The sequence below is a fragment of the Rhizobium deserti genome (assembly GCF_004358025.1).
Classification (GTDB): Bacteria; Pseudomonadota; Alphaproteobacteria; order Rhizobiales; family Rhizobiaceae; genus Neorhizobium; species Neorhizobium deserti.
This window is the reverse complement of sequence record NZ_SMTL01000002.1, coordinates 327,501-345,342: the sequence shown is the minus strand read 5'-3', so window position 1 is coordinate 345,342 and position 17,842 is coordinate 327,501. Positions and strand designations below refer to the sequence as shown.

The 17,842-nt window shown below is 59.4% G+C and carries 15 protein-coding genes and 1 tRNA gene; 8 read left to right on the top strand and 8 right to left on the bottom strand.

Annotation, left to right across the window (positions count from 1 at the left end; translation table 11 throughout):
• Nucleotides 1-33: 33 nt before the first annotated feature.
• Genes paoA through paoC form a run of 3 tightly spaced genes read left to right on the top strand, consistent with a single transcriptional unit; the run spans nt 34 to nt 3,848 of the window.
• Complete coding sequence (gene paoA / locus E2F50_RS08015; RefSeq protein ID WP_133315627.1) at nt 34-669, top strand: aldehyde dehydrogenase iron-sulfur subunit PaoA; 636 nt, start codon at nt 34-36, stop codon at nt 667-669.
• Entirely contained in the window at nt 666-1,616 is a 951-nt protein-coding gene (locus E2F50_RS08010) for an FAD binding domain-containing protein (RefSeq protein WP_133315626.1), read from the top strand. The genes paoA and E2F50_RS08010 overlap by 4 nt, the downstream gene beginning before the upstream one ends.
• Before the next feature lie 3 nt (nt 1,617-1,619).
• Entirely contained in the window at nt 1,620-3,848 is a 2,229-nt protein-coding gene (paoC, locus tag E2F50_RS08005) for an aldehyde oxidoreductase molybdenum-binding subunit PaoC (protein WP_133315625.1), read from the top strand.
• 351 nt (nt 3,849-4,199) lie between these two features.
• On the opposite strand, the gene E2F50_RS08000 is transcribed toward paoC, so the two are convergent.
• From E2F50_RS08000 to E2F50_RS07980, 5 genes are all read right to left on the bottom strand, one after another.
• Nucleotides 4,200-5,654, bottom strand: coding sequence for a caspase family protein (locus tag E2F50_RS08000; protein ID WP_161974057.1), 1,455 nt, complete (start codon nt 5,652-5,654; stop codon nt 4,200-4,202).
• Nucleotides 5,655-5,959: 305 nt separating this feature from the next.
• Nucleotides 5,960-9,790: a vitamin B12-dependent ribonucleotide reductase gene (locus tag E2F50_RS07995; protein WP_133315623.1), complete on the bottom strand. Its 3,831-nt coding sequence runs from the start codon at nt 9,788-9,790 to the stop codon at nt 5,960-5,962.
• Between the two features lie 654 nt (nt 9,791-10,444).
• Nucleotides 10,445-10,942, bottom strand: a complete 498-nt coding sequence (gene gpt, locus E2F50_RS07990; RefSeq protein ID WP_133315622.1) for a xanthine phosphoribosyltransferase — start codon at nt 10,940-10,942, stop codon at nt 10,445-10,447.
• 86 nt (nt 10,943-11,028) lie between these two features.
• Nucleotides 11,029-11,868 (bottom strand): universal stress protein, encoded by an 840-nt coding sequence (locus E2F50_RS07985; RefSeq protein ID WP_133315621.1) that lies wholly within the window; start codon nt 11,866-11,868, stop codon nt 11,029-11,031.
• 103 nt (nt 11,869-11,971) lie between these two features.
• Complete coding sequence (locus tag E2F50_RS07980) at nt 11,972-12,769, bottom strand: competence/damage-inducible protein A (RefSeq protein WP_133315620.1); 798 nt, start codon at nt 12,767-12,769, stop codon at nt 11,972-11,974.
• A gap of 242 nt (nt 12,770-13,011) precedes the next feature.
• On the opposite strand from E2F50_RS07980, the gene wrbA reads away from it, so the two are divergent.
• A complete protein-coding gene (wrbA, locus tag E2F50_RS07975) occupies nt 13,012-13,611 on the top strand; it encodes an NAD(P)H:quinone oxidoreductase type IV (protein WP_133315619.1) in 600 nt (199 codons plus the stop codon).
• A gap of 70 nt (nt 13,612-13,681) precedes the next feature.
• Here wrbA and E2F50_RS07970 read toward each other — a convergent pair whose 3' ends face one another.
• Together E2F50_RS07970 and E2F50_RS07965 are read right to left on the bottom strand one after the other, a co-directional pair.
• A complete protein-coding gene (locus tag E2F50_RS07970; RefSeq protein ID WP_133315618.1) occupies nt 13,682-13,972 on the bottom strand; it encodes a hypothetical protein in 291 nt (96 codons plus the stop codon).
• Nucleotides 13,973-14,006: 34 nt separating this feature from the next.
• Nucleotides 14,007-14,285 (bottom strand): hypothetical protein, encoded by a 279-nt coding sequence (locus E2F50_RS07965; RefSeq protein WP_133315617.1) that lies wholly within the window; start codon nt 14,283-14,285, stop codon nt 14,007-14,009.
• A 26-nt stretch (nt 14,286-14,311) separates the two neighbouring features.
• Here E2F50_RS07965 and E2F50_RS07960 point away from each other — a divergent pair, with 26 nt between their 5' ends.
• The 3 genes from E2F50_RS07960 (at nt 14,312) to ilvA (ending at nt 16,173) form a co-directional block, all read left to right on the top strand.
• A complete protein-coding gene (locus E2F50_RS07960; protein WP_133315616.1) occupies nt 14,312-14,605 on the top strand; it encodes a BON domain-containing protein in 294 nt (97 codons plus the stop codon).
• A gap of 178 nt (nt 14,606-14,783) precedes the next feature.
• Nucleotides 14,784-14,868 (top strand) — tRNA-Leu (locus E2F50_RS07955).
• Between the two features lie 90 nt (nt 14,869-14,958).
• On the top strand, nt 14,959-16,173 hold the full coding sequence (gene ilvA, locus E2F50_RS07950; RefSeq protein ID WP_245515378.1) for a threonine ammonia-lyase: 1,215 nt from the start codon (nt 14,959-14,961) through the stop codon (nt 16,171-16,173).
• On the opposite strand, the gene E2F50_RS07945 is transcribed toward ilvA, so the two are convergent.
• The gene (locus E2F50_RS07945) at nt 16,166-17,086 is read right to left on the bottom strand and encodes an alpha/beta hydrolase (RefSeq protein WP_133315614.1); all 921 of its coding nucleotides are present in this window, start codon (nt 17,084-17,086) and stop codon (nt 16,166-16,168) included. The genes ilvA and E2F50_RS07945 overlap by 8 nt on opposite strands.
• Nucleotides 17,087-17,323: 237 nt before the next feature.
• Between E2F50_RS07945 and E2F50_RS07940 the strand changes: the two genes are divergently transcribed.
• Nucleotides 17,324-17,647: an HlyU family transcriptional regulator gene (locus E2F50_RS07940; RefSeq protein ID WP_133315613.1), complete on the top strand. Its 324-nt coding sequence runs from the start codon at nt 17,324-17,326 to the stop codon at nt 17,645-17,647.
• Nucleotides 17,648-17,842 lie beyond the last annotated feature (195 nt).

Genomic DNA, 17,842 nt, shown 5'->3' with positions numbered 1-17,842 from the left:
CAGTTGATCTTTCTCGAAGAAGTGGAACTCGATATGCAAAGCGCGATTACGCTTGAAATCTCGCGGCGGAACCTACTTGTTTCGTCAGCCGCGGCTGTCGCGGTTACCGGAGTCGCCGGCGGAGCGGCGGCCCAGCCTGCGGGAGCTTCAATGAACCATACGACGAAAGTGTCCTTCACCGTCAACGGTGCAAGCCGCGACCTTGACCTGGACAATCGCACGACGCTGCTGGATGCCTTGCGCGAACACCTCCACCTGACCGGCACCAAGAAGGGCTGCGACCATGGCCAATGCGGCGCCTGCACCGTCATGGTCGACGGCCGGCGCGTCAATTCCTGTCTGACGCTCGCGGTGATGCACGAAGGCGACCGGATCGCCACGATCGAGGGCCTCGGCGAGCCGGGAAACCTTCATCCGATGCAGGCCGCCTTCGTCAAGCATGACGGGTTTCAATGCGGCTACTGTACTCCGGGACAGATCTGTTCCTCCGTCGCCGTGCTGGAGGAGATCAGGGCGAATATCCCCAGCCATGTCACCGGCGACCTAACCACTCAGACACAGATCACCGAGGCGGAAATCCGCGAGCGGATGAGCGGAAATCTCTGTCGCTGCGGGGCTTATTCCAACATCGTCGATGCCATTGTCGAAGTCGCTGGGACAAAAGCATGAGAGCCTTCACCTACGAGCGCGCCTCCTCCGTGGAGGCTGCAGCCAACGCGGCTTCATCCAACCGCCAGTCAAAATTTATTGCCGGCGGCACCAATCTCCTCGACCTGATGAAGCTCGAGATCGAGACGCCGACGCATCTGATCGACGTCAACGGTCTGGGTCTCGATACGATCGAGCCGACGGCCGAAGGAGGCTTGCGGATCGGCGCCCTGGTCCGCAATACGGACCTTGCCGCGCATGAAACGGTTCGCCGTGACTACGGCCTTCTGTCGCGGGCGCTGGTGGCCGGGGCTTCGGGCCAGCTTCGCAATGTCGCCACTACGGCTGGCAATCTTCTGCAGCGGACGCGCTGTCCCTACTTCTACGACACCAACCAGCCGTGCAACAAGCGCCAGCCCGGCAGCGGCTGTTCCGCCATCGGCGGCTTCAGCCGCCAGCACGCAGTGGTCGGCGTCAGCGACGCCTGTATCGCCACGCATCCGAGCGATATGGCGATTGCCATGCGGGCGCTGGACGCCGTTGTGGAAACCGTCAAGCCCGATGGCAGCCATCACGCCATTCCGATTGCCGACTTCCACCGGCTTCCGGGCGAGACACCGCATATCGAAACCGTGCTGGAGCAGGGCGAATTGATCACCGCCGTCGTTCTGCCGCCGCCGGTGGGCGGCAGGCAGATCTACCGCAAGGTCCGCGATCGCGCTTCTTATGCGTTTGCCATCGTTTCGGTCGGCGCCGTCATCCAGCTGGACGGAACTGGCCGTGTCGCGGTCGGCGGCGTTGCCCACAAGCCCTGGCGAGTGGAGGGGGCCGATGCGGAACTCTCTCGTGGCGCTCGATCTGCAGCCTCGGCGCTTTTCGCTGACGCGCGGCCAACCGAGCAGAACCGATTCAAGATCGATCTCGTCGAGCGGACGCTCGGTGCCGTGATCGCAGAAGCAAGGGGTTGAGCCATGCAGTTCGACAAGCCAGCAACCACCAATCCGATTGATCAGCTCAAGGTCGTCGGTCAGCCCATCCACCGCATCGACGGGGAACTCAAGACGACCGGACGGGCCATGTATGCCTATGAATGGCATGACGCCAATCTGCCCTATGTCTACGGCTATCCCGTCGGTGCTGCGATTGCCAAGGGCCGGATCACCGCCATGGATGTTTCCGCCGCAAAGCGCGCACCCGGTGTGCTTGCGGTCGTCACCACGCTCGATGTGGGGCGGCGCGAAAAGGGCAAGTTCAACACCGTCAATCTGTTCGGCGGCGACGAGATCCAGCACTATCACCAGGCGATCGCCGTGGTGGTCGCGGAAACCTTTGAACAGGCACGCGCGGCAGCCGGGCTCGTCAAGGTGGAATATGCCGAGGAGAGGGGTGCCTTCGACCTCAGGGAGGCCATGGCCGGCGCGGCGAAACCGGACGATTCGCAGGAGCCGGACACGGCGGTCGGAAATTTTGAGGCGGCTTTCAAGGCCGCTGCCGTCACCCTGGAACAGTCCTACGAGACGCCGGATCAGTCGCATGCGATGATGGAGCCGCATGCCTCCCTGGCCGCCTGGAACGGCGAGGAACTGACGGTCTGGACCTCGAGCCAGATGATCGACTGGTGGCGGTCGGACCTCGCCACCACGCTCGGCGTGGACAAGGAAAAGATCCACCTGATGTCGCCGTTTATCGGCGGCGGTTTCGGCGGCAAGCTGTTTCTGCGGTCAGATGCGGTGCTTGCCGCCTTTGGAGCGAAGGCCGCCAGCCGGCCGGTCAAGGTCGCGCTGCCGCGGCCCTTCATCATGAACAACACCACCCACCGCCCGGCAACCATCCAGCGCATCCGCATCGGCGCGGGCCGCGACGGCAGGATCACGGCGATTGCGCACGAAAGCTGGTCGGGCGACCAGCCCGGCGGCCAGCTGGAGACGGCGGCAAGCCAGACCCGCCTGCTTTACGCCGGCGCCGACCGCATGACGGCCATGCGTCTGGCGACGCTGCATCTTCCCGAGGGCAATGCCATGCGGGCGCCGGGCGAGGCGCCCGGCCTCATGGCGCTGGAAATCGCCATGGACGAAATGGCCGAAAAGCTCGGCATGGATCCGATCGAGTTCCGGATCGTCAACGACACGCAGGTGGATCCCGAAAAGCCGGAGCGGCCCTTTTCCCATCGCGACCTGGTCGGCTGCCTGAAGCTCGGCGCCGATCGCTTCGGATGGAGCGGGCGGGAGCGGCCCGGCGCCCGTCGTGAAGGAAATTGGATGATCGGCATGGGCGTTGCTGCCGCATTCCGCAACAATCTCGTGCTTCCCTCCGGGGCGCGAGTGCGGCTGGACAGCCAGGGCGTCGTCACGGTCGAGACCGACATGACCGATATCGGCACTGGCAGCTACACGATCATCGCGCAAACCGCCGCCGAGATGATGGGCATCGGCATGAACAAGGTGGCCGTGCATCTCGGCGATTCGCGCTTTCCCGTTTCGGCCGGTTCCGGCGGACAGTTTGGCGCTAATTCCTCCACCTCGGGTGTTTATGCCGCCTGCGTCAAGCTGCGCGAGGCGGTGGCCGCCAAGCTCGGCTTCAATTCGGCCGACGTCGTCTTCGAAAATGGCGAAGTGAGATCCGGCAACCGTTCCGTGCCGCTTGCCGAGGCGGCAGGGGCAGACGGCCTGGTGGGCGAAGACAAGATCGAATGGGGCGACCTCACCAAGACCCACCAGCAATCGACCTTCGGTGCCCATTTCGTCGAAGTCGGCGTCGACATTGCCACCGGCGAAAGCCGCATCCGCCGGATGCTGGCCGTCTGTGCCGCCGGCCGCATTCTCAACCCGATCACGGCGCGCAGCCAGGTGATCGGCGCCATGACCATGGGGGCGGGCGGAGCGCTTTCGGAAGAACTCGCCGTCGATACCCGCAGGGGCTTCTTCGTCAATCACGACCTGGCCGGCTATGAAGTGGCCGTCCATGCGGACATTCCGCATCAGGACGTGATCTTCATGGACGAGACCGACCCGATGTCATCGCCGATGAAGGCGAAGGGCGTAGGCGAACTCGGCCTATGCGGCGTATCGGCGGCAATCGCCAATGCCATCTACAATGCCAGCGGCGTGCGCGTACGGCATTACCCGATTACGCTCGACAAGCTGATCGGCGGCCTGCCGCAGCTCGCCGATATGTCCGATGCGTATCGCAGCCGCGCATAAGGCGGGTGCGATGAAAGCAGCGGGTTGGGGGGGCCAGCTGGTTGGCTGTAATGGAGACCTGCCCGGGCAGCACCGCCCGGGCGGGAACTGATAGGCTTCTCGTCTCCCGATATCTAGCCTGCATGGGAAGGCCCGAGCCATTGGTGGAAGCTGTATCGTCTTAAAACATATCCCTAGGTCAGACTAGCGCTCTTACAGATAACGTTCACCTGCGGTATGCGAACCGAGACTACATTCCGGCATCCGCGGCAAGTTTTTAACTGGCATGCGCATTGGCTTCAGTTTCACCTGTGTTCATGGCTTCAATGCGATCGGTAGCGGGCAGGGTGCCTCTCTTCAGTCAGTACATTGTTAACCATCAGTCAGGCGTTGGGTTGTCTCGCCAATGTGGTTCTTTACGGCCGAGATGAGGCCATCATATACCTTATCTATAAGCGACGCTGTCTCGGCGTCCCATTCCAACTTGTACCATCTCTTCACCACTTCTTCCCCATCGGTGCTGAACGCGTCCCAGTCCGTTCTCGGGTGTTTGACGACCACTTCAAAAACATAGCAGTGCTCAAGGCTTGGCGCACAACTCACCACCAGCACAAGGCGCTTAAGTATCCTGAACTTTGGTGTCAGGCTGATCGTCAATTGCGCTCGCTCCAAAGAGCAGTTTAATTCAAGGTTGAAGTGCTCGGTGTAATCTTGATTGATTGCCGCAATTATTCCCGCGCTTGCCGAGGCCCAAGGGTTAGCTCTACGCTTTTCCAGTTTTATTTCCGCAGTGACCAGACGGTCAGGCCGGTTCTCGCGAGATAAGACACGGATCATGAATTCTTCGCTTGTAGGCTCGGTATATCGGGAGCGCTCGCTAACCTCGGTATCGAAGAGTTCCGTAAACTGTGGAGCGCCGAGCCTCGCTTTCAAACCATCGAAAAGACGACCTATCAAATCCTTCATCTGCGTCGGCGATCCGATCTTTTCTTCTGCGGCTAAGATTAGCTGCATCGGAGAACGCGCGTCCACGGGGGCTTGGCTGTTCGATGCACCGTCAGAGGCGGAGACATCTTCGGTGGACGTGTCATGTACTCCTGTGTCAGGCAAGTTTAGGTGCGCTGTCATTCGCGCTCGAAAACCATCTAGCGTCTTGGCATCATCGACCAACGTCTCGCGACCAGTGCCTTGATAGACAAAGAATGGCGTCTGGCCATCATTCTGTAAGAAGTTATCACGCAGAGTGTTTGACAAATCGGTGTAATAAATTGCGCCCTCAGTCTTACGGATACTCGCCTCAATAAACGCGCGGGTGTAGTCGCTCAGAGGCACTCCGCCCATGGAGGTCTGGTCATTCATCGACGAGGAAAACTGGAACACGTTCCGGAACCCGTCCTTCACAAGAGGCGGCGGTGGGAGTTCCTGCTTTACCAAAGGCGTGCCTGAATAGCATGCGTCGATAACTACCACTAATGTGGTCGGGGAAGCGGCTCGGAACAGACCATGCAGATCCGAGTGCGAGACGCCAGTTTCGTTAGGGCGTTTGTATTCAAATTTAGTGCCGCAGTAATAGAACTCGCTTTCGATCTGTGCTCCGTGGCCCGAAAAGAAGAAGAACACCTCGTTTTGCTTCTCTTCCGGGGGAAGAGCGTTTCGTACAGCGTCGCGCATCGAATCAGCATCAAGATCTATGCAGTCTATGATCTTGTCGAAACGGCTTGTAGCTTCCAGTAGCTCTCGCATTGCAAGAACGTCGTCGCGGCAACAGGATAGGTCGTTCGCGTTCACATAACTTGCATTTCCGATTAGGATCGCGGTCGACGGCATACCTATCTCCACAACAACATTCGCATCTAAACTTCTGGAGACGGACCAGCAGCTAGGCCGCTTAGTGGCCGAATGCTTATCTAGGGAGCTACCGCTTGGCATGGCGGTATCCGCTCGTTTTTTTTAACGACTGGTGCCGCTCCAATTTGCTGACTATTTGTTCTTCAAGCATTTTCAGGCGGCTAAGCCGCCTGAAAATCTGTTTTACTGAGTAGTAAGCTCTACGAGGTCACCTCAAGAAATCATTCGGGGTGGCTGATTTTTTATGGGCGGCAACAGCGACCGTACAAGCTTTAATTAATCAATCAGCTGCAGCCGCTGGTGGCGCCGCATGTATCGCACTTCTCGCAGGTACCGTTGCGAACCATGGTGAAGTTCTGGCACTCGGAGCACATATTGCCCGTATAGCCCTGCATGATCGACTTCATGCGCCGGTCGGCTTCGAGCTTCTTGGCTTCCGTCTTGGCGGCAGCGGCGTCGGCTGCGGCCTTGTCGGAGAACAGCGCGGTGGCGGCCTGCTCGCTTTCGGAGGCGAGGTTGGCGTTCGCGTCGCCGACCTCTTCTGCGATCTCCTCGACGAATTCCTTGGCGCGTTCCTCGTAGTCGCGCTTGAAGGCGACGATTTCCGAAGTCGAGACGGCGACCGTCGTTTCCAGCTTGCGGGCAGCGGAGCCTGCAAAGGAGGTGACATTGGTCGATGCGCGGGCAGGGGCGGCGGTGGCCGATCCCTTGGGCTCGTTTCCGGCAAGCCGGTCGCTTCCGGTGCCGGAAACCAAAGTCGGCTTGTAGCCGCGGGTCCAGCCGGTGGAAACCAGGTTGGTCTTGCCTTCCTGGATGCCCTTGCCGAGTGCCGTCTGCGAAAAGTCCGACGTGTCGACATGCGCCAGGTCGTGACGGCCGAGATAGGAAACGGCAAGTTCGCGGAACACGTAGTCGAGGATCGACGTGGCATTCTTGATTGCGTCATTGCCCGTAACGATGCCGGCCGGCTCGAACTTGGTGAAGGTGAAGGCCTCCACATATTCTTCCAGCGGCACGCCGTATTGCAGGCCGAGCGAGATGGCGATGGCGAAATTGTTCATCATCGCGCGGAAGGCGGCGCCTTCCTTGTGCATGTCGATGAAGATCTCGCCGATTCGGCCATCGCCGAATTCGCCGGTGCGCAGGTAGACCTTGTGGCCGCCGACATTGGCCTTCTGGGTATAACCCTGGCGGCGGTTCGGCAGCTTTTCGCGTTCGCGGCTCATCCGCTCGACGACACGTTCGACGATCTTCTCGGTGATCGTTACGGCCTGGGCGGCGATCGGCTGCTGCATCAGTTCCTCGACCGCCTCTTCCGCATCGTCCTCATCGATCAGCGAGGCGTTGAGCGGCTGCGAAAGCTTGGAGCCATCGCGATAAAGGGCGTTGGCCTTCAGAGCCAGCTTCCAGGACAGCATGTAGGCGGCGCCGCAATCTTCCACGGTCGCATCGTTCGGCATGTTGATCGTCTTGGAGATCGCCCCCGAGATGAAGGGCTGGGCAGCCGCCATCATGCGGATATGGCTTTCCACCGAGAGGTAACGCTTGCCGATCTTGCCGCAGGGATTGGCGCAATCGAAGACGGGCAGGTGCTCGTCCTTCAGGAAAGGCGCACCTTCCAGCGTCATCGCGCCGCAGACATGGATATTGGCAGCCTCGATCTCCTTTTTCGAGAAGCCGATATGCTCGAGAAGGTTAAAACTCATGTCGGCGAGCTGCTCGTCGGTGACCTTCAGGGTGCCCTTGAGGAAGTCGGCGCCAAGCGTCCACTGGTTGAACACGAACTTGATGTCGAAGGCGGCCTTGGTGGCGCCGTTGATGGCGGCGATCTTCTCGTCGGAAAAGCCCTTGGCGCGCAACGAGCCGGGATTGACGCCCGGAGCCTGGTTGATGTTGCCGTGGCCAACCGCATAGGCCTCGATCTCGGCAAGCTGGCTTTCCGTGTACCCGAGCGTGCGGAGCGCTTCCGGAACCGCACCGTTGATGATCTTGAAATAGCCGCCACCGGCAAGCTTCTTGAACTTGACGAGCGCGAAGTCCGGCTCGATGCCGGTCGTGTCGCAATCCATCACCAGGCCGATCGTGCCGGTCGGGGCAATGACCGAGACCTGGGCATTGCGGTAGCCGTGCTGCTGGCCGAGCTCGAGCGCCTTGTCCCAGGCAGCCTTGGCATGGGCAACCAGATCCTGATCCGGGTTTTCCGAATGGATCAGCGCAACAGGATTGACCGACAGCTGTTCATAGCCGGTAGTTTCGCCATGGGCGGCGCGGCGATGGTTGCGGATGACGCGCAGCATGCTGTCGCGGTTGGGCGCGAAGTTCGGGAAGGGACCGAGTTCGGAGGCCATTTCTGCCGACGTGGCATAGGAGACGCCGGTCATGATGGCGGTCAGGCTTCCGGCAATGGCGCGGCCCTCGGCTGAATCGTAGGGGATGCCGGACGACATCAGCAGGCCGCCGATATTGGCATAGCCAAGGCCGAGCGTGCGGTACTGGTAGGAGAGTTCCGCGATCTGCTTCGACGGGAACTGCGCCATCATCACCGAGATCTCGAGCACGACGGTCCACAAGCGGGTCGCATGTTCGTAGTCGGCAATGTTGATGCGCTTGGTCGCCTTGTCCTTGAACTGCAGGAGGTTCATGGAAGCGAGGTTGCAGGCGGTATCGTCGAGGAACATATATTCCGAGCACGGATTGGAGCCGCGGATCGGACCACCGGCCGGCGAGGTATGCCAGTCGTTCATCGTCGTGTTGAAGTGGATGCCCGGATCGGCGGATGCCCAGGCGGCATAGGAGATCTGTTCCCACAGGTCCTTGGCCTTCAGCGTCTTCATCACGCGGCCGTCCTTGCGGGCGGTCAGGTTCCAGTCGCCATCGTTCTCAACAGCCTTCAGGAAGTCGTCCTTCAGCGAGACCGAGTTGTTGGAGTTCTGCCCCGACACGGTGAGGTAGGCTTCCGAATCCCAGTCGGTGTCATAGGTCTTGAACTCGAGGTCCTTGTAGCCCTGGCGGGCGAACTGGATGACCCGGCCAACATAGTTTTCCGGAACCTGGTCCTTCTTGGCGGCCTTGATTTCGCGCTTCAGCGCAGGGTTCTTGTTCGGGTCAAAGCAATCGTCGCCATCCGCCTCGCAGTTGACGCAGGCCTTCATGATCGCCTTCAGGTGGCGCGAGACGATCTTCGACCCGGTGACGAGCGCCGCCACCTTCTGCTCTTCCTTGACCTTCCAGTTGATATATTCCTCGATATCCGGATGGTCGATATCGACGACAACCATCTTCGCCGCACGGCGGGTCGTGCCTCCGGACTTGATGGCGCCAGCAGCCCGGTCGCCGATCTTCAGGAAGGACATCAGGCCGGAGGAGCGGCCGCCGCCGGAAAGCTTTTCGCCTTCGCCGCGCAGCATCGAAAAGTTGGAACCGGTGCCGGAGCCGTATTTGAACAGGCGAGCCTCGCGGACCCAGAGGTCCATGATGCCGCCTTCGTTGACGAGGTCGTCCTCGACAGACTGAATGAAGCAGGCATGCGGCTGCGGATGCTCATAAGCCGACCTGGACTTGGTAAGCTTGCCGGTGAAGGGGTCGATGTAGAAATGGCCCTGGCCGGGGCCGTCGATGCCGTAGGCCCAGTGCATGCCGGTGTTGAACCATTGCGGCGAGTTCGGCGCGACGCGCTGGGTGGCGAGCATATAGGCAAGTTCGTCCATAAAGGCTGCCGCATCTTCTTCCGAAGAAAAATACCTGCCCTTCCAGCCCCAATAGGTCCAGGTCCCGGCAAGCCGCGAAAATACCTGGCGCGCATCGGTTTCAGAGCCGTAGCGCTCGCTTTCAGGCAGGGCCGCCAGCGCCTTCTCGTCGGCGACCGAACGCCACAGGAAGGAGGGCACGTCGTTTTCTTCGACGCGCTTCAGGATTTTCGGCACGCCGGCCTTGCGGAAATACTTTTGCGCCAGAACGTCGGTGGCAACCTGAGAAAACTGTGCCGGGACATCGATATCGGCCAGTCGGAAGACGATGGAGCCATCCGGATTGCGGATTTCGCTGACCGCCTTGCGGAATTCGATTTCGCCATAGGCGCCGGTCTCGGGCTTGGTGAAACGACGTTCGATGCGCATTGCCTTAATCCCTCGTCAGTTCGGCGCCGTCAAAGGGCGCACATATCAGCGCCGGCTGCTCTCCATCATGGGCAGCCGGTCGAATTCTTGTCCAGGTGAATCATCTTGGATGCTGACCTGTATCTTGTGTTATATGGTGGCTGCAAACGCTAAATATAGTATTAACAGTTTCTTTCCACCAGTCCAATCACAGTTTGTGGCAGGCAATCGAAGGCGCGCAGAAGCCGTTGGCGGCCATCTATCATAGCTGGCTCGCCACTTGTCGTTTCCAAGCATCTCGAAAAGGAACCGGCCTTGTCGGTCCCGGTTCAGTCGCCGCCGCAACATGACAGCCAATGTCGACCGCCCCGACAGATTCGTCAAGACGTAGATCGTTACGGATTTATAACCACAAGATATTGTGGTTTTTGGCTGTGGATAACGGGGATGAAAAATTGCTGAGGATTCTCAGGCAGTTGCGGCCGCGTTTCGAGCCAGGTCCTCAGATTGAGGAAAATCTTTGTGATTGCCGATCCCCAGGATAAGCCGCAGTTCACGGATTTCGTAGGCATCAGCCGTATCGAATTGCGACACAAGCATTTTGTGGCATCAGGCGTGGATGACCCGGCCGTTAATGCAGCCGGGCAGAGATCAAGTCCGGACTCCGGGGCAGAATCAGCCCTTGGCGCCCTTTGCGATCGGCTCCTGATAGGTGAAGCCCATGTCCCAAGGGAAATAGATCCACGTATCCTGGCTGACCTCGGTGACGAAGGTGTCGATCATCGGCACGCCGGACGGCTTGGCGTAAACACAGGCGAAATGCGCCTTTGGCAGCATGGCGCGCACTTCGGATGCCGTCTTGCCGGTATCGGTCAAGTCGTCGACCACCAATACGCCGGCACCACCGTCCTTGCTCAGCTCCGGAGTGATTCCCTTCAAGAGGTTCATCTCACCCTGGTTGACGTAGTCGTGGTAGGACGCGATGCAGACGGTTTCGATCAACCGGATATTGAGTTCGCGCGATATGATCGCTGCCGGCACGAGGCCGCCGCGGGTAATACAGACGATCGCGTGGAAATTCTGGTTGAGGCCCGCCAGCCGCCAGGCAAGGGCCCGGGCATCGCGATGAAACTGGTCCCAGGAAACGGGAAAGGCTTTTTCGGGTAGGGACATAAGAAAACTGCCGTGAGCGAGAGATGCTTGGCCCTCGCTAATAGCGGTATTCCTGGCCGTCTGGCAAGGATCGGCGTGCCGGCCGCTCAGCGCGACAGCAGCGTGGGTGCCGTCATCGTATCGAGAATATTGCGCGTCACCCCGCCGAACAGCATTTCCCACCAGCGTGAATGACCGTAGCCGCCCATGACGAGCAGATCGACACCTTTGTCTGACAAGCGGCTGTCTATGATCTGGGCTGGGGAACCGCCGGCGCTTTCGTGGGAGGTGACCGAGACTTGGACGCCGTGGCGGGCAAGTGCGGCGGCGATTTCGGTGCCGGCGAGCTGCGAGTTCTGGTTGGCACGGTCCGGCGGGTCGACCACCAGGACTTCGACAGTGGCCGCAGCCTTAAGGAAGGGAAGCGAATCAAACGTAGCGCGCGCCGCTTCGCGCGAGCCGTTCCAGGCAATCAGCACGCGATTGATCGGGCGAGGCTGCTTCATCGTGTAGGGGATCAGCAGCATGGGCCGGCCGCTTTCGAATAGGAAGGTTTCAAGATCCGCCCGATGATCGGCATGCGATGGATCGCTTTGGCTGGCAAGAATGAGGTCGGCCGTCCGGGCGGTTTCCATCACCGTGCTCGCACCATAGCCCGACGATGACATGAAACTGCGCCACTCAGTGGAGACACCCTCACGCCTGGCTTGGTCGGCGAACATCCGCTGAACCTCTGCCGTCTCCTTCTGTGCCACCTCCTGGAGGACCTGCATGGCAGCCGGATCCGGAATTTCCATCGGTGCGATTAGCGGTACTGCAGCCAGGGTTTCCGCGTGGCAGCCAATCAGGTGGGCGGAAAATTGTTCAGCCAGCGCCATTCCGAAATCGGTGATCTGGCGGGCATTCTGGGGCGTGTCGAGAACGGCGAGAATGGTTTTGTACGCCATGGTTATGTCCCTTATGAGCGTCTGGAATATAACGCCTGAGAACGCATCTTGTAATGCCGCCGACTGCCGGATGCCTGTCGGCCGACGGCGCGAACCGCGCCGGTCAGGCTTCTGCCGTAGGGTTAGGCTGCACTCGTGTCGCGTCTATGGCGGCGATCATATCGATAACGGCTTCCGCGGCGGCATCGAGCGCCTGCTGATCGCGCGCCCGCACGACAATTTCCGTCGAGAAGCGCTGCCCGTCATATTTCGGGTAGGAGCCGATACTGGTTTGCGGATGCGCCTTCTGGACGCCCGCGAGCAGAGTTCCGATATCGCCTTCGCCATAGGGGCAGGGCAGTGCGCGCGACAGCATCTTGGCGCCGGTGCGAAGCAAGGGCAGTACATTGTCCACCATGGCCTGAAAGACCTGAGGCACACCGGCCATGACATAGACATTGCCGATGATGAAGCCGGGCGCCGTCGAAACAGGGTTGGGGATGTGCCGCGATCCCTCAGGCATGCGCGCCATGCGTTGGCGCGCCTCGGTGAACTCCATCTCCCGCCGCTTGTACATCTCGCCGAGCAGTTGCATGGCGTCCGGATCGTGGACGCAGGCAACACCGAAGGCCTTCGAAACGGCATCGGCGGTAATATCGTCATGGGTGGGGCCGATGCCGCCGGACGTGAAGACGTAGTCGTAGCGGCTGCGCAAGGTGTTGAGCGCCTCGATGATTGCCTGTTCCTCGTCGGAAACGATTCGCACCTCCTTGAGATCGATACCGGCAAGCGTCAGCAATTCGGCCAGGTGACCGATATTCTTGTCCTTGGTACGGCCGGACAGCAACTCGTCGCCGATCGCCAGAATGGCCGCGGTGACGAGGGATGATTGTAAGCTTTGGGAATTGGTCTCTTCAGGCATGACTTCCTCCGTGGAGGCGATATTCCTAAGCCCAAACATAGTCGGGCAGAAGCGATTTCTTTGTTCGGTGAAGCGGCGCAGCTGTCATCGATCTGTGACCACAACAGAAATATCGTAGCCAGATGCTGAACACTGCGTCGACGGGCACCGGGGCTGCATGGGGCGCTCAAAACCGGTAGATAGATGCGGAGTTCAAAAGGCCCCAAAGGTCTGCGAAGACATATCGATCAATGGAGAAGATCATGGCGAAGGTTCTGGTTCTTTACTACTCGGCTTATGGCCATATCGAAACGATGGCCCGCGCCGTTGCGGAGGGCGCGAAGTCTGAAGGCGCAGAAGTTACTGTGCGGCGCGTGCCGGAACTGGTTCCAGACGAAGTAGCCAAGGCCTCTCATTACAAGATGGACCAGGAGGCTGCCATCGCCACTGTGGACGAACTGGCAGAATACGACGCCATTATTGTTGGCGCCGGCACACGCTTCGGGACAGTCGCCTCGCAGATGCGCAATTTCTGGGACCAGACAGGCGGCCTGTGGTTCAACGGGAAGCTAATCGGCAAGGTCGGTTCGGTCTTCACCTCGTCCGCAACGCAACACGGCGGTCAGGAATCGACCATACTTTCCTTCATCCCGACCTTCTTGCATCACGGCATGGTCGTTGCCGGCCTGCCATACGCTTTTGCCGGCCAGATGGGCACGGAAGAAGTAAAAGGCGGATCCCCTTACGGAGCTTCGACCATCGCCAACGGCGACGGTTCGCGTCAGCCCTCACAGGTGGAACTGGACGGCGCCAGATACCAGGGCGCCCATGTGGCCAAGCTGGCTGCCAAGCTCTCGGCCTAACGAGAAGAGACGGAAAAAAGCCGCAGCTTGAAAGAGCCGCGGCCTCTTTGCCAGAGAGGCTGGCTACTCGTCAGCCATTATCTTCCATCCAGTAGCGGCGCCCGCGGCGGCCATCACCGTCGTCTCGCCGGTTGTCACGGTCCCGCCAGCCGTCGCGGCCGCGCCGTCCATCGCGGTCCCATCGTTCATGGTTCCGGTCATTGTCGCCGCGGTCATAGCGCGGCCTTTCGCGTGGGCCGGCTTCGTAAGGCCGGTGGTAGCGCGGGCCGTGGTCATAGGTTTCGCCGTCGCTGACACAGCCTGCGAGAGAAACGCAAGCCAGAACGATTGCACACGCAGTTATCGGAAAATTCAAATTCATCGAGAAACCCCCATCATTGTTACCTATGCCTGAGTTATTCAGGAAACGGACCAAGCAATATTACAAAGCTAATGGGATCATCTTGAATGATCGATGAACGCACTCTGTCTTGTTTTGTCGGGAATGGTTCGCCCGCTTTTTGTGCGTCGGATCTATCGGGCAAGGTGACGGCGCGAAGGCTTGCTGAGGCGATAAATTGAGACAAGGTAGCTTGGGAGGGAAACGCCAGGCGATGCGCCAAACGCCTGAACCAGAATGAGGCAAACCGCGCCTTGATTGAGACACATGAACGGTAGATAACATTCTTGTTCATCTAGGGTTCATCAAAGGAGTAAGGCGATGTTTTTAAGTGGTACTCAATATACCCCATCACACTTCAACTACCTCGTTGACCACGGCGTTTCTTGTGATCGAATGGCCGTGGAAGCCGAGATCAGCTACCTGGACGGGGTGGATACAAGCAACGTCGTCGTCGATATGACGGGAACCTACATTGTTCTTGAAGGCACGGTTGCTTCGACGAGCGATGCGGTCAAGGTCGAGCGCGTCGCTGAGGCAGTCATGGGCGCGGGTCGTGTCATGTCGCGCTTGATTTCCATGGGCACACCTTCGCGCTTCCAGCTCTTGGCATAGTCCTTTCGTAGAAACATATAAGTTCAAAACCCTTGCTCTTACCGGAGCAAGGGTTTTTCTTTGCGTTAAGTCGGGAGCAGGGAGTGCTCCGCTAGTTGCCACGGATCTGCTCCTCGCAATTTTCCCGCTGCGTGGGGCTTCCATTTGCATCTGCGTCAAGTTACGGAAATCCCTCAATGCGGACGTGGCGAAACTGGTAGACGCAAGGGACTTAAAATCCCTCGACCTCGGTCATACGGGTTCGATCCCCGTCGTCCGCACCAGGCATTTCCAGCTGCCCCGATGCAGCGCTTTTCGATATCAACGGACGGACTGACGTGACGAAAGAGGGTGTGGACGAAGCCAGAGCGGCAATGCGGACTATCTTTCCCGAAACGCCGCTGCAGTTGAACGAGCATCTCAGCCGTCGGTACGGCGCCGAGATTTGGTTGAAGCGCGAGGACCTGTCGCCGGTCCGTTCCTACAAGATCCGCGGCGCCTTCAACTTCCTGCGCAAGGTCATTGCGAACGGGGCCGACAACCAGACCTTCGTTTGCGCGTCTGCGGGCAACCACGCCCAGGGCTTCGCCTTCGTCTGCCGGCATTTTCAGGTGCCCGGCGTGGTCTTCATGCCGGTAACGACGCCGCAGCAGAAAATCGATAAAACCCGTATGTTCGGCGGCGAATTCATCACCATCCGACTGATCGGCGATATTTTTGACCAGTGCTATGCGGCGGCGCGTGCGCATGTGGAAAAGATCGGCGGGGTCCTGGTGCCGCCCTTCGATCATCTCGACATCATTGAAGGGCAGGCAACCGTCGCTGCGGAGATCATCGATCAACTGCCGGCAGAAACCATGCCCGACCTGATGATCATGCCCGTCGGCGGCGGCGGTTTGTCTTCCGGCTTGACCGGATATATGAAGGGCCGGATCTCACCGCGGGACTTCCTGTTCACTGAGCCGGCCGGCGCGCCGAGCCTCAAACTGAGCCTGGAAGAACGGCGCCCGGTGACGCTGCCGAAGCTGGACAATTTTGTTGATGGCGCTGCGGTAGCGCGGATCGGCGACATGAATTTCGAGGCGCTGAAGTCCTTTTCTCCCGAGCAGGTGCTGCTTGTCCCAGAAAATGCCATCTGCCTGACGATCACCGAAATGCTCAATGTCGAGGGGGTGGTGCTGGAGCCGGCCGGAGCACTTTCGATCACCGCTCTGGAACTGCTGGGGCCGGACAAGCTGGCTGGCAAGACCATTGTCTGCATTGTCTCCGGCGGCAATTTCGATTTCGAGCGCTTGCCGGATGTCAAGGAGCGGGCCATGCGCTATGCCGGCCTGAAGAAGTATTTCATCCTCAGGCTGGCCCAACGTCCCGGCGCACTGCGGGATTTTCTCAATCTTCTCGGTGACGAGGACGATATCGCCCGTTTCGAATACCTGAAGAAGTCCGCCCGCAATTTCGGCTCCATCCTGATCGGCATCGAAACAAGCAGGTCGGAAAACTTCCCGCAATTGCTGGAGCGTTTCGAAGCGGCAGGCCTCGGCTACCAGGACATTACCGACAACGAAATTCTCGCCAACCTGATCATCTGAGGTAAAGCTCGGTCCTGAGCCAATCGATAATGCGGCTTGCCAAGGGCACTGTCGTCTGCGGCGAAAGAATTGCGCCTGCAATGACGTGGTTGCTTGGGTCGCCTGTTTCGCCAACCTCGACAATCTCATGCCGACCGCCCCAGCGGCTGGCCACATGGCGCACTTGGTCCGGGCGCACCACTTGATCGTGAGCCGAATAAAGAAAAAGTGCAGGCGTTCCGATAACTTCCGCAGGAATGCTGACGGCCAGCTTCACCAAGGCCGCCATGGGTAACAGAGCCGATGATGGGTAGCTGGTCGTCCAATGGGCCGCATGTTCCGCATTGGCCGGTTTGAAACTGTAGATTCGGCCTAGGAGCAGGCGTATCATGAGGGCCGCGAAGGGCAGAGTCAGCAGACTGGCGCCCCGTTTGTTGATGCCGTAGTTGGGCGAAAGAAATACGGTGGCAGTAATCCGGTGGCTGAATGTCGGGTCCGCAAGTGCTGCAGTGATCAGCGACGCTCCGGTTGACGTTCCGATCAGGACGACGCGCTCACCCAGCGCTTCACCCACCTTGAGGCTTTCCGCGAGATCGGCGAACCAACCCGCGAGGCTGGCTTCTCCCATGGCTTGCGACGATCGCCCATGACCGCAAAGCCGCGCGAAATATAGATTCGCACCTAGCGCCGCGGCCACCATGTCGGGCAGTGGCCGAACTTCCTCGGCTGCTGCGGAAAACCCATGCACGTAAACCAGTGCCACCGGCCTCCGCTGGCGAAGCGCCGGATTGGCCCAAACTATGCGTTTGGCGGCGCTGGGCCGAATATCGGTAAAGCCACCCTCTGCTGCAGCAAGGTAGGCGTCTAGATCTGCCCCAAGTCGAGCGGCATCGAACGGCGGGAGTTGAGCGATGGGCTTATGCGGTGCAGTCATGAGCACGTCCACGGGAAAGCAAGGTCAACTGCCTAATTGAGATCAGCCGTGGCGCTGCCAATGCAACGGCTGCTGTTTGGCTACTCCCAAGAGTTGCGGTTGATTGGACCGGGTTAAGCAACAGTTGGAAGGGCTGTTCTGCGAAGTTGTCTTCTGCGATTTGGAGGCTATGGTGAAACGGCAAATTTGGCTAGGTGATGTGCTTCCGACCTTCGCCGGAATATGCTAGCAACTGCTATGGCATCGTTTCTTTCCAATCTTTTCTCCAAATTTTCGGGCGGCACGAAGACGGAATCGGCGCCCGCGCCTGACCGAGAGCCGCAGATCTACGGGGACTGCCGGATCTTTGCGGCGCCAATGCGGGAGAGCAACCAGTTCCGTCTGGCGGGCCGCATCGAGAAAGACGTCAACGGCGAGATCCTGACCCGGACCTTCGTGCGGGCCGACATGTTCTCGACCATGGACGATGCTGTCGAATACACGGTTCGCAAGGCGCAGCAAATCATCGACCAGAACGGGCCGTCGCTATTTTCTGATGGTGAAAAGAACCGTTCGGCCTGATTTCGCTCCGAATCTGAACATCAGCATACGTCCAACACGTAATATTAAGCCCTTGGCTCATAAGCTGGCCTCCGTTTCATGAGGCTTTTCAGCGGTCGGGCTAATGCGTTCTCGCCGGGCATATTTCAAACATATTGCAGTTGGAGCGCTTGCTGCAGGGCTGTGTCCTAGCGTGGCTGAGGCAGAGGCAGAGGG